At 58.4% G+C, this 14864-nt stretch carries 9 protein-coding genes, 1 tRNA gene and 1 pseudogene; 5 read left to right on the top strand and 6 right to left on the bottom strand.

Annotation, left to right across the window (positions count from 1 at the left end; genetic code table 11):
- Positions 1 to 137 precede the first annotated feature (137 nt).
- Positions 138 to 1601 (bottom strand): glyceraldehyde-3-phosphate dehydrogenase, encoded by a 1464-nt coding sequence (locus FFH21_RS09765; protein ID WP_011168248.1) that lies wholly within the window; start codon positions 1599 to 1601, stop codon positions 138 to 140.
- Positions 1602 to 1791: 190 nt separating this feature from the next.
- On the opposite strand from FFH21_RS09765, the gene mfd reads away from it, so the two are divergent.
- From mfd to FFH21_RS09750, 3 genes are all read left to right on the top strand, one after another.
- The gene (gene mfd, locus FFH21_RS09760) at positions 1792 to 5244 is read left to right on the top strand and encodes a transcription-repair coupling factor (RefSeq protein ID WP_011168247.1); all 3453 of its coding nucleotides are present in this window, start codon (positions 1792 to 1794) and stop codon (positions 5242 to 5244) included.
- An 11-nt stretch (positions 5245 to 5255) separates the two neighbouring features.
- Positions 5256 to 5780, top strand: a complete 525-nt coding sequence (locus FFH21_RS09755) for a CsiV family protein (protein WP_004659810.1) — start codon at positions 5256 to 5258, stop codon at positions 5778 to 5780.
- 75 nt (positions 5781 to 5855) lie between these two features.
- The gene (locus FFH21_RS09750) at positions 5856 to 8600 is read left to right on the top strand and encodes a DEAD/DEAH box helicase (RefSeq protein WP_011168246.1); all 2745 of its coding nucleotides are present in this window, start codon (positions 5856 to 5858) and stop codon (positions 8598 to 8600) included.
- A gap of 13 nt (positions 8601 to 8613) precedes the next feature.
- Here the strand turns inward: FFH21_RS09750 and FFH21_RS09745 are convergent, their stop codons facing one another.
- Positions 8614 to 9180 carry a cysteine hydrolase family protein gene (locus FFH21_RS09745; protein WP_011168245.1) on the bottom strand — a complete coding sequence of 189 codons (567 nt, stop codon included), beginning with the start codon at positions 9178 to 9180 and terminating at the stop codon, positions 8614 to 8616.
- A gap of 114 nt (positions 9181 to 9294) precedes the next feature.
- Here FFH21_RS09745 and FFH21_RS09740 point away from each other — a divergent pair, with 114 nt between their 5' ends.
- Together FFH21_RS09740 and FFH21_RS09735 are read left to right on the top strand one after the other, a co-directional pair.
- Positions 9295 to 10044, top strand: coding sequence for a 3-oxoacyl-ACP reductase family protein (locus FFH21_RS09740; protein ID WP_011168244.1), 750 nt, complete (start codon positions 9295 to 9297; stop codon positions 10042 to 10044).
- A 178-nt stretch (positions 10045 to 10222) separates the two neighbouring features.
- Positions 10223 to 10312 (top strand) — tRNA-Ser (locus tag FFH21_RS09735).
- A gap of 371 nt (positions 10313 to 10683) precedes the next feature.
- On the opposite strand, the pseudogene FFH21_RS31020 reads toward FFH21_RS09735, so the two are convergent.
- From FFH21_RS31020 to FFH21_RS09710, 4 genes and pseudogenes are all read right to left on the bottom strand, one after another.
- Positions 10684 to 10962, bottom strand: a pseudogene (locus FFH21_RS31020) (TOPRIM nucleotidyl transferase/hydrolase domain-containing protein); the annotation flags it as partial.
- Between the two features lie 12 nt (positions 10963 to 10974).
- Positions 10975 to 12137, bottom strand: a protein-coding gene (locus FFH21_RS09725) for an IS3-like element ISPsy24 family transposase (RefSeq protein WP_086004864.1) whose coding sequence is annotated in 2 segments (ribosomal slippage) — positions 10975 to 11882 and positions 11882 to 12137 — 1164 coding nt in all. Because the reading frame shifts where the segments join, the coding sequence is not laid out codon by codon here.
- The gene (locus FFH21_RS09720) at positions 12106 to 13623 is read right to left on the bottom strand and encodes an ATP-binding protein (RefSeq protein ID WP_011168241.1); all 1518 of its coding nucleotides are present in this window, start codon (positions 13621 to 13623) and stop codon (positions 12106 to 12108) included. Before FFH21_RS09720 ends, FFH21_RS09725 begins: the two co-directional genes overlap by 32 nt.
- Before the next feature lie 818 nt (positions 13624 to 14441).
- The gene (locus tag FFH21_RS09710; RefSeq protein WP_004661336.1) at positions 14442 to 14699 is read right to left on the bottom strand and encodes a DUF1652 domain-containing protein; all 258 of its coding nucleotides are present in this window, start codon (positions 14697 to 14699) and stop codon (positions 14442 to 14444) included.
- Positions 14700 to 14864 lie beyond the last annotated feature (165 nt).

Raw genomic sequence — 14864 nt, 5'->3', positions numbered from 1 at the left:
CTCCGTCATCCACAAGGGCTTTGCCTGACAGGCTCTCATGACACGCAACAAAACAAAACGGGCCGAAGCCTGCATGCGCAGGGTTCGGCCCGTTTATTTGCTGCCCGGTCAGACCGGGCAGTTCAAGCGTTCAACATTTACTGCGGAAAGGCAGGCGGATTAACGTCCGCCATGTCTTCCATCACGCGAACCACCTGATGGCTGTAGCCGAATTCGTTGTCGTACCAGACGTACAGCACAACGCGGTTATCGTTGACGATGGTGGCTTCGGCATCCACAACACCGGCGTGACGCGAGCCGACGAAGTCAGTGGACACCACTTCCTGCGAGTTCACAAAGTCGATCTGCTTGTGCAGGTCCGAGTGCAGCGCCATGTAGCGCAGGTACTCGTTCATTTCTTCGCGGGTGGTCGGCTTCTCGAGGTTGAGGTTGAGAATGGCCATGGACACGTTCGGCGTTGGAACGCGGATCGCGTTACCGGTCAGCTTGCCGGCCAGTTCAGGCAGTGCCTTGGCAGCAGCGGTGGCGGCACCGGTTTCGGTGATCACCATGTTCAACGCAGCGCTGCGACCACGACGGTCACCCTTGTGGAAGTTGTCGATCAGGTTCTGGTCGTTGGTATACGAGTGAACCGTTTCAACGTGACCATTGGTGATGCCGAACTTGTCGTTGACAGCCTTGAGCACCGGCACGATGGCGTTGGTGGTGCAGGATGCCGCGGAAACGATCTTGTCGTCCGCCGTGATTTCACCGTGGTTGATACCGTGCACGATGTTCTTCAGCTTGCCTTTGCCCGGCGCGGTCAATACCACGCGGTCGACGCCAGGGCAGGCCAGATGCTGACCCAGACCGTCGGCATCACGCCATACACCGGTGTTGTCCACCAGCAGAGCGTCCTTGATACCGTATTGGGTGTAATCCACCTCGGACGGGTTCTTGGCGTAGATGACCTGAATCAGGTTACCGTTGGCAGTGATGGTGCTGTTGGCTTCATCAATGGTGATGGTGCCATCGAACGGACCATGTACCGAGTCACGACGCAGCAGGCTGGCACGCTTGACCAGATCGTTTTCCGCGCCTTTGCGGACCACGATGGCACGCAGACGCAGACCGTCGCCACCGCCCGTCTTCTCGATCAGAATCCGCGCCAGCAGGCGACCGATACGACCGAAACCGTAAAGCACGACATCGGTGCCCTTGCGCGGGCTGGTGCCCTGCTGACCCACTACACTGGCCAGCTCTTCACGTACGAACTGCTCGGGCGTGCGGCCGTTGCCTTCAGTCTTGAACTTCACGGCCAGCTTGCCCAGGTCCACCGAAGCGGCACCCAGTTTGAGCTCGCTCATCGCCTTGATCAGCGGGAACGTCTCGTGTACGGACAACTCAACCGCATCGGACTGACGATGACGCGCAAAGCGGTGAGCTTTGAGAATCGCGATGACTGAACGGTTGATCAGGCTACGGCCATAGATCGAGCTCACCACGTTATTATTGCGGTAGAGCTGACCGATGAGCGGGATCATCGCTTCGGCGAGAGCTTCACGATCAATCCATTCACCAAGACACTGGTCGGGCTTCTGAGTCACGGGAACCTTCCACATGTAGGGGCTGAAAAAAGGGGCTACATTATGACCGCGCCTTTTTTTATGAGCAATGCACGGCTGTCATATCGACGCGCACTACATAATTTTCGCCGGTAAACACTCGGTAATACTCCGGAAAACTGACAGCCACCACCTTCCCCCGTTACAATCGCCGCCCCTGTTGCAACGCCTGGAGCCCGACCTTCCCGTGCCAGTTCTGCGTCTACCGCATCTTTCTGCCGCTGCAGGCAAACAACACTGGGGCAATCTTCCCGGTGCCACACTGAGCCTGGCCATTGCCGAAGCCGCCAGCGCGGCGAAGCGCTTCACCCTGCTCCTGACCGCCGACAGCCAAAGCGCCGAGCGGCTCGAGCAAGAGCTGAAGTTTTTTGCGCCTACGCTGCCGGTTCTGCACTTCCCGGACTGGGAAACCCTGCCCTACGACCTGTTTTCGCCGCACCAGGACATCATTTCCCAGCGTATTGCCAGCCTCTATCGCCTGCCGGAACTGGAGCATGGCGTTTTGGTAGTTCCCATCACCACCGCCCTACACAGACTGGCGCCGACCAAATTCCTGCTCGGCAGCAGCCTGGTGCTGGATGTTGGCCAGAAGCTCGATGTGGAAGCCATGCGTACGCGTCTGGAAGCCAGCGGCTACCGGTATGTGGACACGGTCTACGAACACGGCGAGTTCACCGTGCGCGGGGCGCTGATCGATCTGTTCCCGATGGGCAGCAAGCTGCCGTTTCGTATCGACCTGTTCGATGATGAGATCGAAACGCTGCGCACCTTCGACCCGGACACTCAGCGCTCCATCGACAAGGTCGAGTCGGTACGCCTGTTGCCCGCCCGTGAATTCCCGCTGCAGAAAGAGGAAGTCACACGCTTCAAGGCGCGCTTTCGCGAACGCTTCGACGTGGACTTCCGGCGCAGCCCGATTTTCCAGGACTTGAGCAGCGGCATTACGCCTGCCGGCATCGAGTACTACATCCCGTTGTTCTTCGAGGAAACCTCGACGCTGTTCGATTATCTGCCGCAGGACACTCAGGTGTTCTCCCTGCCGGGCATCGAACAGGCTGCCGAGAACTTCTGGAACGACGTGCGCAACCGCTATGAAGAACGCCGCGTCGACCCGGCCCGGCCGCTGCTGCCGCCAGCCGAGTTGTTTCTCCCGGTAGAGGACTGCTTCGCGCGCCTGAAAAACTGGCCGCGCGTGGTCGCCAGCCAGCAGGATGTCGACACCGGTGCCGGACGCGAGCGCTTCCCGGCGCAGTCCCTGCCGGACCTGTCCATCGAAGCCAAGGCCACTCAACCACTGGCGGCCCTGTCGAATTTTCTGGATGACTTCCCCGGTCGCGTGCTGTTCACCGCCGAGTCCGCCGGGCGCCGGGAAGTGCTGCTGGAACTGCTCGAACGCCTCAAGCTGCGACCCAAGACCGTCGACAGCTGGCTGGATTTCGTCGACGGCAAGGACCGGCTGGCAATCACTATCGCGCCGCTTGACGAAGGCCTGCTGCTGGAACAGCCAGCCCTGGCGCTGATCGCAGAAAGCCCGCTGTTCGGCCAGCGCGTCATGCAACGCCGTCGCCGCGAAAAGCGCACCGACGGCGGCAATAACGATGCAGTCATCAAGAACCTCACCGAGCTGCGCGAAGGCGCGCCGGTGGTGCACATCGATCATGGCGTAGGTCGTTATCTGGGGCTTGCGACGCTGGAAGTCGAAAACCAGGTCGCCGAATTTCTGATGCTGGCCTACGCCGAAGACGCCAAGCTTTACGTCCCGGTCGCCAACCTGCACCTGATTGCCCGTTACACCGGCAGCGACGACGAAACCGCGCCGCTGCACCGCCTGGGCTCGGAAACCTGGCAGAAAGCCAAGCGCAAGGCTGCCGAGCAGGTGCGTGACGTGGCGGCCGAGCTGCTGGACATCTACGCGCGTCGCGCAGCCCGCGAAGGTTATGCGTTTGCCGACCCGAAAGCCGATTACGCGACCTTCAGCGCAGGCTTCCCGTTCGAAGAAACACCGGATCAGCAGACCACCATCGATGCCGTGCGCGCCGACATGCTGGCGCCCAAGCCGATGGATCGGCTGGTCTGTGGCGACGTGGGCTTCGGCAAGACCGAGGTGGCCATGCGCGCTGCCTTCATCGCCGTGCATGGCGGGCGTCAGGTGGCCATTCTGGTGCCGACCACCCTGCTCGCCCAGCAGCACTACAACAGTTTCCGCGACCGTTTCGCCGACTGGCCGGTAACCGTCGAGGTGATGAGCCGCTTCAAGTCGGCCAAGGAAGTCAGCGCCGCGGTTGCCGATCTGGCCGAGGGCAAGATCGACATCGTTATCGGGACGCACAAGCTGTTGCAGGATGACGTCAAGATCAAGAACCTCGGTCTGGTGATCATCGACGAAGAACACCGGTTTGGCGTGCGCCAGAAGGAACAGCTCAAGGCGCTGCGCAGCGAGGTCGATATTCTGACCCTGACCGCAACGCCGATCCCGCGCACCCTGAACATGGCCGTGTCGGGCATGCGTGATCTGTCGATCATCGCCACGCCACCGGCGCGCAGGCTGTCGGTGCGCACTTTCGTGATGGAGCAGAACAAGCCGACCATCAAGGAAGCCCTGCTGCGCGAGCTGTTGCGCGGCGGTCAGGTCTATTACCTGCACAACGACGTCAAGACCATCGAGAAATGCGCCGCCGACCTGGCCGAGCTGGTGCCGGAGGCGCGTATTGGCATCGGCCACGGGCAGATGCGCGAGCGCGAACTCGAACAGGTGATGAGCGACTTCTACCACAAGCGCTTCAATGTGCTGATCGCCTCGACCATCATCGAGACCGGCATCGACGTACCGAGCGCCAACACCATCATCATCGAGCGCGCCGACAAGTTCGGTCTGGCCCAGTTGCACCAGTTGCGCGGTCGCGTCGGGCGCAGTCACCACCAGGCCTATGCCTACCTGCTGACCCCGCCACGCAAACAGATCACCCCGGATGCCGAAAAGCGTCTGGAAGCGATTGCCAACACCCAGGACCTGGGCGCGGGCTTCGTGCTCGCCACCAACGACCTGGAGATCCGTGGCGCAGGCGAACTGCTCGGTGACGGCCAGAGCGGCCAGATCCAGGCGGTGGGCTTCACCCTGTACATGGAAATGCTCGAGCGCGCGGTGAAGTCGATTCGCAAGGGCGAGCAGCCCAATCTCGACCAGCCGCTGGGCGGCGGACCGGAAATCAACCTGCGCGTGCCGGCACTGATCCCCGAAGCCTACCTGCCGGATGTGCATACGCGCCTGATTCTCTACAAGCGCATTGCCAACGCCGCCGACGAAGAGGCCCTCAAGGACCTGCAGGTCGAAATGATCGACCGCTTCGGCCTGCTTCCGGAACCGACCAAGAATCTGGTGCGTATCACGCTGCTCAAACTGCATGCCGAACAGCTGGGCATCCGGAAAATCGACGGTGGCCCGCAAGGTGGCCGTATCGAGTTCGCGGCCGAGACGCCGGTTGACCCACTGACCCTGATCAAGCTGATCCAGAGCCAGCCCAACCGCTACAAGTTCGAAGGCGCCACGCTGTTCAAATTCCTGGTCCCCATGGAGCGCCCGGAAGAGCGTTTCAACACCATCGAAGCGCTGCTTGAGCGCCTGACCCCGAAAACTGCTTGAAGGATTCACGCATGCGTCTGTTTCGTTCATTGATCCTGCTGCTGACGCTGATCGCGCCGACCGCGTTCGCCGATGGCTTGTATCAGGTCGAGATTTTACTGTTTCGCCAGAACGGCGAACCCGCCTCGACCCGTCAGCTTGTCCCGGAAAACTGGGACAAGGACGCGCAGAAGATCGCCGCGACCGATGAACGAAGCCCAGCCCTCAATGATCTGGCCAGCAAACTGCAGGGCAGTGGCAATTACCAGGTGCTGATGCAGCGCGCCTGGCAGCAGAGCATCGGCACCGAGCCGGGCAAGGTTGCCGTCACCAGTGGTGACGAGCGGCTTGGGCACTTCCCTATCGAGGGCACCGTGAGTCTGGCGATGGCACGTTTTACCGATATTGGTGCACAATTCTGGGTCAACCAGCTGGACCCGCATGGTGTGGTCATCAGCAGTGAACGATTGAAGCAGACCGCCAGGGTAAAAAACGGTGAGCTGACCTATCTGGACAATGGCAACCTCGCGTTGCTGATCAAAGTTTCACCTCTTTGATCTTTACGTACGCAAGGGACGCCAAGGCGCCCCCTTTCTTTTTGAGCATCGCTGCGGCGTAGGGCTTTTTAAAACTTGTCGTCCATTCTCGAAAAAGTCCTGGCTGCGGCCTGGACAGACCTATTCCACGAGCGAACGCTCGAGCGAGGGCGCGACTACGCCCGGCAAAAACGCATCGTGCTGGAAGACTCCAGCCCGCAGATCATCCGCACCGCCTGTCGGGGCTCGGGCCTGGAAATCTATACCCAGACACTGCTGTTCAAGGACCCCGATCGCTACAAGAATTACCTGACCTGCAAATGCACCTGCCCGGTTCGCAACGATTGCAAACATTGCGTGGCTGCCCTGCTGTTTCTGCAGGACCCGCAAAACCGTCCGTTGCTGCAGGCCGCACTGGCCTCGCACCAGCAAGAGCCGGAAAAGCCCGTAGAGCAAAAACCCAGGCTGCCGGAGCGCCTGATCGATGACCTGCAGCCACGGCCCAGGCTGATTCTGGCCAGCATCGAGTTCAGTGCCTACGAGCCGCGCAACGGGCGCATGCAGCGGCACATTCAGCACCGTGCCGCGCTCGCCTTTGCCTACGGCAAGCATTACGCGGTCGGCACCACCAACGTCAGCATTCTGGTCAGTTCGCTGGGCAGCGATCTGGTGAATCAGAAAAGCGACATCATCGAGCACACCGACACCGAAACCCTGCGCATCCGTCGTCAGGGCGAACGGGAGCGGCAGTTGCGTCAGGAACTGGCCAACCTGGGCTTCAAGGTCGCCACCCGGCAAAGCAAGGCGTTGCCCGACAGCGCCGGCGACATGTACGAACTGCCCAACGACAAGGCCTGGCTGCATTTCGTCCTCGACGACCTGCCGCGACTGCGCGAGCAAGGCTGGGAAATCGACATTCAGGACGAGTTCGGTTTCGACGTCACGCCGGTGGAAGACTGGTACGCGGTCATCGACGAAGAGAACGAACGAGACTGGTTCGACCTGGAACTGGGCATCATCGTCAACGGCGAGCGCCTGAGCCTGCTGCCGATTCTGATCAACCTGATCCGCAGCCATCCCGAACTGATGAGCCCGTCGGCCGTGGCCAAACGCGGCGACGAAGAACAATTGCTGGTGCAGCTCAACCACTTCACCCAGAGCGGCGGCAGCCCGGTACAGATCGCCCTGCCCTATGGCCGACTCAAGCCGGTACTGGCTACGCTGGGCGATTTCTACTGGCGTCAGGAGGGCAACAACGCGCTGCGTATGAGTAAAGCCGATGCCGCGCGCCTTACCCAGCTAGAAGACCTGCCGCTTACCTGGCAGGGTGGCGACCGTCTGCGCCATTTCGCCGAACGCCTGATCAACATCAAGGACGCGCCGGTCAGCCTGCCCGATGGCCTTAACGCCACACTGCGCCCTTATCAGCTGGAAGGCCTGAGCTGGATGCAGTCGCTGCGCGAGCTGGAAGTCGGCGGCGTGCTGGCTGATGACATGGGGCTGGGCAAAACGCTGCAGACCCTTGCTCACCTGCTGATGGAAAAACAGGCCGGACGCCTCGACCGACCCGCGCTGGCCGTCATGCCCACCAGTCTGATTCCCAACTGGCTGGATGAAGCCGAGCACTTCACCCCGGACCTCAAGGTACTGGCCCTGTATGGCGCCAATCGTCATCAGGACGCTGGCAACCTGCAGGATTACGACCTGATCCTGACCACTTACGCATTGCTGCCCCGGGACCTGGAACTGCTCGAAAAACAGCCCTTCCACGTGCTGATTCTCGATGAAGCGCAGTACATCAAGAACCCCAACAGCAAGGCCGCCCAGGCCGCACGCAACCTCAACGCACGTCAGCGCCTGTGCCTGAGCGGTACGCCACTGGAAAACCACCTGGGCGAGCTGTGGTCACTGTTCCACTTCCTGATGCCCGGCTGGCTGGGCAACAGCAAGGAATTCAACAGCAATTACCGCACCGCCATCGAAAAGCATGGCAACCAGGACCGCCTCCACCACCTCAATGCGCGTATCAAGCCGTTTCTGCTGCGTCGCACCAAGGAGCAAGTGGCCACCGAGCTGCCACCCAAGACCGAGATCATCCACTGGGTCGACCTTAACGATGCCCAGCGCGACGTGTACGAAACCGTGCGCCTGGCGATGGACAAGAAGGTCAGGGACGAAATCACCCGCAAGGGCGTGGCACGCAGCCAGATAATCATTCTCGAAGCGTTGCTCAAGCTGCGCCAGGTGTGCTGTGACCTGCGTCTGGTCAATCAGGACATGCCGGTCAACAGCAAACAGGGCACTTCAGGCAAGCTCAACAGCCTGATGGAGATGTTCGAAGAACTGCTGGCCGAAGGTCGCAAGATTCTGTTGTTCTCGCAGTTCACTTCGATGCTCAGCCTGATCGAGGAAGAGCTCAAGCAGCGCGGTATCGCCTACGCCCTGCTGACCGGATCGACCCGCGATCGCCGCACGCCGATCCATGATTTCCAGAGTGGCAAGCTGCCGATCTTCCTGATCAGCCTCAAAGCAGGCGGCACCGGCCTCAACCTGACCGCCGCCGATACGGTGATCCACTACGACCCGTGGTGGAACCCAGCAGCGGAAAATCAGGCGACCGACCGCGCGTACCGTATCGGCCAGGACAAGCCGGTGTTCGTCTACAAGATGATCGCGCGCGGCACCGTGGAAGAGAAAATCCAGCGCCTGCAACGGGAAAAGTCAGCGCTGGCAGCCGGTGTGCTTGATGGCCGCACAACCGGCGACTGGAAACTGCGCGACGAAGACCTTCAGGCCCTGTTTGCCCCGCTTCCCGCAGCCCCGAAGAAAACCCGCAAGTAAACCCGTCCGGCGCTTATTCGACAGCAACCTGCTGGAGAATTTGCGCCGTGGACAGGACCGTGGCGTATTCACCGTGCAGGTTGGCCAGCGACATTGCATGCACGTCCTCGGCACTGCGCGGCGTGCCGAAAAAGTCCTGTTGATCGAAGGTAAAGCAGGCATCGTGCGCGACCAGCACATCAAACCCCAGATTGCCGCCACTGCGTGCGGTGGACTCGACCGAATTGTTGGTGATCACGCCGACAATCACCACCTGCCCGATCCCGTCCGAGCGTAACCACATCTCCAGAAACGACCCGCAAAACGCGTCAGGCACCTGCTTGCTCAACTCCCGCTCATCGGCGTGCGGCAAGAACGCTGACTGGTATTCGACCCCCGACTGCTCCGGCCAGAACACTGATTGGGGCGACGTCGAGAAATGCCGAACGTGAATCACCGGACGCCCGGATTGTCGCCAGGCACTCAGCAGCGCGCCTATATTCGCCTCGGCCTGCGGATTGTTACGCCGCCCCAGCTTGGGATGATTGATGCCCTGCTGCATGTCGATCAGGATCAGCGCGCCATTATCTTGAATACCCATGATGAATCAGTCCGAACTTTTGGTTCAGGAAGACTATCGCAATCAGGGTCTATTCTGGTCGCAATCGTCGACAGGCTCAGGCTTGTCCGAGACCCGCCCCCCAAGGAGAACATCATGATCGAACACCTTAAACTCGCTGGCAAAGTAGCGCTCGTGCAGGGCGGCTCCCGAGGCATCGGTGCAGCCATCGTCCAGCGGCTGGCTAAAGAAGGCGCCGCCGTGGCATTTACCTACGTCAGCTCTGAGGTCAACGCTCTGGAGATTCAAGACAGCATCGTCGCCAATGGCGGCCGGGCCCTGGCCATTCGCGCCGACAGCGGCGACGAAAAAGCCATCCGCCAGGCCGTGCAGACCACCGCCGAAACCCTTGGCAGGCTGGACATTCTGGTCAACAACGCCGGCATTCTGGCGATTGCACCACTTAACGACTTCAAAATGCAGGACTTCGACAAAACTCTGGCGATCAACGTGCGCAGTGTGTTCATCGCCAGCCAGGAAGCCGCCCGGCACATGGAAGAAGGCGGCCGCATCATCAACATTGGCAGCACCAACGCCGACCGCATGCCCTTTGCAGGCGGAGCAACCTACGCCATGAGCAAATCGGCGCTGATTGGCCTCACCAAAGGCATGGCCCGCGACCTTGGCCCGCAGGGCATCACCGTCAACAACGTCCAGCCCGGCCCGGTGGATACCGACATGAACCCGGCACAGGGCGAATTCGCCGAAACCCTGAAAGCACTGATGGCCCTGCCCCGCTACGGCACAAGCGAAGAAATCGCCAGCTTCGTCGCCTACTTGGCAGGCCCGGAAGCCGGCTACATAACCGGTGCCAGCCTGACCATCGATGGCGGCTTCAGCGCCTGAACTTCACAAGACGAGCGGCGCTGCGCCTCAGCGCCGCACCGCCTTCTTGGGCTTTTCAGTGGCACATAAGCGTTTATTTGCTTAAGCGCATGAAAAATCTGAAAAAAAGTTTTGCGTTAGGAAAAGGTTTCGACTACATTAGCGCGCCTCGACAGACACAACGTTGTCGTCGAGATACGGTGAGGTGTCCGAGTGGCTTAAGGAGCACGCCTGGAAAGTGTGTATACAAGAAATTGTATCGAGGGTTCGAATCCCTCCTTCACCGCCATATTAAGAAAACCCTGTGAATTCAGTTGTTTAGAGTTCACAGGTTTTTTTGTTTGTACTACTCACAGTGCTGCAAGTTCTCGCCGGTCAGCGCTTCCCCTCCCCCGATGGCTGGGGATGTGCATACATTCTCGACGCCCGCACACCCTTCTCCAACCCCGCCAGCTTCTCAGTCTGACTACTCGCCAGCCCGTCGCACTTTCTGCACAGGACAAGATTCTGTGGGTGCTCATGAAAGATCGGCACGACTACTTCACCGGCGAAGGCAAGCTGTGGTTCGACAATCAGAACCACATCGCCAGCGCGTGTGCTTGCAGCCTTACTGTTGCAAAGGCGTTCATCAAGAAATTGCGTGAGCATGGATAAAGCACCCGCTGCGGGCGGAGAAACACTGTCAATGTCGGTCACGATCAGAGAAGTGAGTCCCAAGAAATCAATGAGGCCTTTGAATCGATGTCCGAACGCGCCACCCACCTCTAAAACGCTCAAATAGTTCGATTGAAGTCGAGGTGCAGCTTTAGCAATCATTTGCGGCATCAGCAGCCGCTCGACGTTCCCTTCAACCAAAATGGCCGCATCAGCGAAGAACATGTCGCAGTGAGTTAGCCTGAGATATCGCTCAAGAAAATCCCTGGTGCGGTCATTTGGGTCGTTATGTAGTGGTCAACTGATCCCGGACACGACGTTAAGTCTTTTTTCGGACTGAGCTGGCGCCAGTCCGTTATTGAACTGGTGTGGCCGAATCCAGTTGTAGCGATGCATCAGATAATGACTGATGTCTCGCTGAGCCTCTTGGGCCGTCATGTAGCCCACGGTCGGTATCCACTCAGTTTTCAAACTCCGGAACACCCGCTCCATCGGCGCATTATCCCAGCAGTTGCCACGACGACTCATGCTCTGGCGTATGCGGTATCGCCAAAGCCGCTGGCGAAATTGTCGGCTGCCATACTGGGCGCCCTGGTCCGAGTGAAACAGCAGGCCCTGCGGCTTGCCGCGTTGTTCGTAGGCCATATCCAGCGCCTTGATTACCAGATCAGTATCCGGTTTGCTCGATAACGCCCAGCCCACCACTCGGCGCGCGAAAAGATCCATAACCACAGCCAGGTAATGCCATTTCCCTTGTGCCCAGATGTAAGTGATATCGCCGCACCACACCTGATTGGGCGCTGGAACATCGAATGCTCGATTCAAAATATTCGGAATATCGGGTCGCTCCACCGTCGCTTTTCTATAAGCATGCGATCCCGGTTGCTTACTGATCAATCCCAGCTCTCGCATCAGGCTACGTACCTTGAACCGGCCAATCTGCTCGCCATCTTCATGCATCATCAACACGATGCTGCGGCTGCCGGCAGCGCTTCGACTTTGTGTAAACAGCTCGTTGACCCGGCTGCGTAGCCGGACTCGCTCAACGTCTGGATTGCGCCGTCTAAGGCGATGGTTGTAGTAGCACGAGCGAGGTACTTCAAAGGCTTCGCACAGCAACTCAACCGATTCACGGGCACTGAGCTGATCAATCAGCGCATGCGCTCGTGCTCTTCCGACATCAAGAGCGCGGTAGCCTTTTTTAAAATGGATTTCTCCCGCTCAAGACGGGCAATCCGGGCTTCCAGCTCCTGAATTTTCTGCTGCTCGGGCGTCAGGGCTTTGCTCTGTGGAGTGACACCGTTGCGCTCCTGTTGAAGCTGGTTAACCCAGCGACGCAGTGCGGACTCGACAACTCCCAGCGAGCGAGAGGCCTCAATGTGGCTATAGCCTTGATCGAGCACGAGGCCTGCGGCCTCGCGTTTGAATTCAGCGGAAAAGGTACGGCGTTGTTTGGTCATCAGACACCTCTATCTGGCGAGCATTCTCGCCTAAATGGGTGTCCGGTTTCATTAGACCACTACAGTTAGGATCTACAGCCGCCTCATAAAAAGCTGCCATGCTGAGCACTTGAGATTGCTGTATGCCGGCATCCGCTACTCGCCGAAAATATCGAATAGGTTTAAAGCCTCGCTCGTAAAGGACGTGAGGCGAGTGCGTCGAGACTACAAGCTGGCTGGTGCAATATGGGCTGTCTTCCTCGGGCACGGCGAGTATATCTAACACTTTCCGAATGAAAACCTGCTGCAGCTGAGCATGGAGATGCGCCTCCGGCTCTTCTATGAATATCAGGTGGAGCGGTGGGCGGTTTTCCTCAATGTCCAACCATCGACCGTGAACATCAAGCAGTTCAATAACCATATAAATCAGGTTCTTGAAACCTAGGCCGTTGTACCTATCAGGCAAGGTTGCCGTGACCTCTGCTGCTCCGAGAGCGCCGAGCGCGTAGTGCACACGTGCCCCTTCATGGCTACTCAGAATGGTCGCAGGGTTCAATGCAGTCTTGATCAGCAGCCGAGGATTGTTTACCCCGGGATAGCCCAGATCGGCCAAACGCTCCAAAGTGGGACCGAAGACACGTTCCAGGTGGTCATTCAGTAGACTCTCGGATTGGTATAGTGCGCGCTGAGCGTCATAATCCTCGCCGCGCTTCTCAAGGTTCCGTTCATAGAAACGACTCAAACAGCGGGAGAGATCTTCGGATCTAGATCCAGCATTGGAGTCGGACAGGTGACGCTGGGCATGTAAACAGTCGACCTTTACCAAGCTACCCAGCACATCCCTGCCACTGCGCCCCTTATCAGGAACCAGGCGTAGAGGCACGTAACCATCAAGCTGTTTAAACTCAGTGTCAAATCCGGCGCTATCGAGTATGTAGTACCGCAATTCGAAATCACGCCGTAGCCTGTCACCTACGGTGTCTGCAATGAAGTCACAAGGGTCACGCGGTCGCGGGTTGTACCCGTCTTGCGCAATGGCTGGCTCCACGTATCCCTGTGCCACGCCTTCCCCTGCAGGCTGCAACTGAGCATGCCGTGCGCTGGCCCGTGCTTCTTGGAAACTGCTTCTCAGAAGGCCGGCATCTGCTGCTGCGAGCTCCACTCGAATACCAACCCGGCTACCTTGCCAATCTAGGCTAGGTAGCAGATCTACAACTCGATGCAGATCGGCTGGCGTGACGCAAAACCAGATGTCGAGGGAGATGGTTGGCAGTTCGACTCCGTCCGCTCCTTCTCCGAAAGCGTTGATGACGTCCCAGCACTCTGAGCTGAAATCATGGAGGGTAAACCGATCTTTCGAAGCGGAGGTAAAAAGCTGCAAAGCGTGCGCCGCAGATGTTTTACCGCTGTTGTTGGCCCCGACAAATATTGAAATATCTGACGCCAGATCGATGCGAGTGTCCTTCAGACGACGGAAATTACGCACCCAAACGGTCTCAATATGCATATCCTTTCGTTCCCTGAAAAATAGTTTTTGAATACTGAACGACTCGCTGCCACTTTCCCAGATACGCCAAATAATTTAGTTGGGTGCACGGGCCCTCTAACTAATGCCCGCGTCTGGCCGATAGCGGTCGGGCGCCACCGGCAGATTCAAGCCCAAGCGGAGACGCCTGCGACTCGACGCAATCCAGTCGACATTGCAAAGGCGATGTAGAACATATCATTCCTCGCCAACCAGCCTCCGGCGAAGAACTCCGTACAGGCCTTTTCTAAATCCATGCCGGTGAGCTTTTCGAACCTCTCCCAGCATAGCTCACTAAATGGCAACGCCTGTGCGGCTTTGCGGACTGAGGTAAAAGGTGGGACATGACTTGCTGGCGCCGTAATTGCAGTTCCCATCATTTTTGAGCATCCATGTGCAAATGCGGCTCCTGTCATCGGGCACCGGTGCTTGTGCATCATATTGTGTGTTCAAAACGCGAGCACCGCGGCTTTCCTTACGCAAGGGAATCAACCTCAGGCCCAACTCAATGTTCGTTTCTCGGGAAAGCATCAAGTCATTGTCTTGGTGATGGACTCGCGAGGGTAAACGCTCCGGTATCGCACCACGCCATTGACGATTACTTGAGTCCCCTCCTTCACCGTCATATCAATACAACGCAAAGCCTTTGAACTCTGAAAGCAATTCAGGGGTTTTGTGGTCTCTGACGTATCAAAACCAGCTGTCAGACGCCGCATGAGCAGACACCCACGATAAGCCTGGAAACGATACGACTTTCTGAATGCAATCAAATAATCCCAATCAAAATCCGAGCCCAGTCCCTACGCCAACCGCCTCATGGACAAATCCATCAACCCCATCAAGTCTCGTTGCTCTCTCAGCGAAAGCACCAGACGCGCGATGGATCGGCTGCTCTCTACCTCGGACAAGGACAGCCCCTTTACATACAGCTGGATATCGCCTGACTCGGGGTGGAGGAGCTTCACGGAAAAGGTTTCGTCCAGCGCGACGACGCACTCGCACTTTGACGGCAGAAAGGCCGTTTCAAGAACGCGCTGAATATCGGGTTTTGAAAACATGGTGCGTCCTCTGCAAAGGGCTGAATCGTGATGTAAAGAGTAGACGAGTTTTAGGTGAATAGGTTTCCGACCTGCGCAACTGCTGCACACGGCGCGGCAGGCTTTTTGTGGCGACTGCCCAAGACCGTTTTTTCCTGATCAAGGTAACTGCCTGCAACGCATCAC

The sequence above is a fragment of the Pseudomonas sp. KBS0707 genome (assembly GCF_005937945.2).
In the GTDB taxonomy this organism is placed as follows: domain Bacteria; phylum Pseudomonadota; class Gammaproteobacteria; order Pseudomonadales; family Pseudomonadaceae; genus Aquipseudomonas; species Aquipseudomonas amygdali.
Note: the sequence above shows the minus strand (reverse complement) of the source record. Positions and strands in the feature narration are given on the sequence as shown.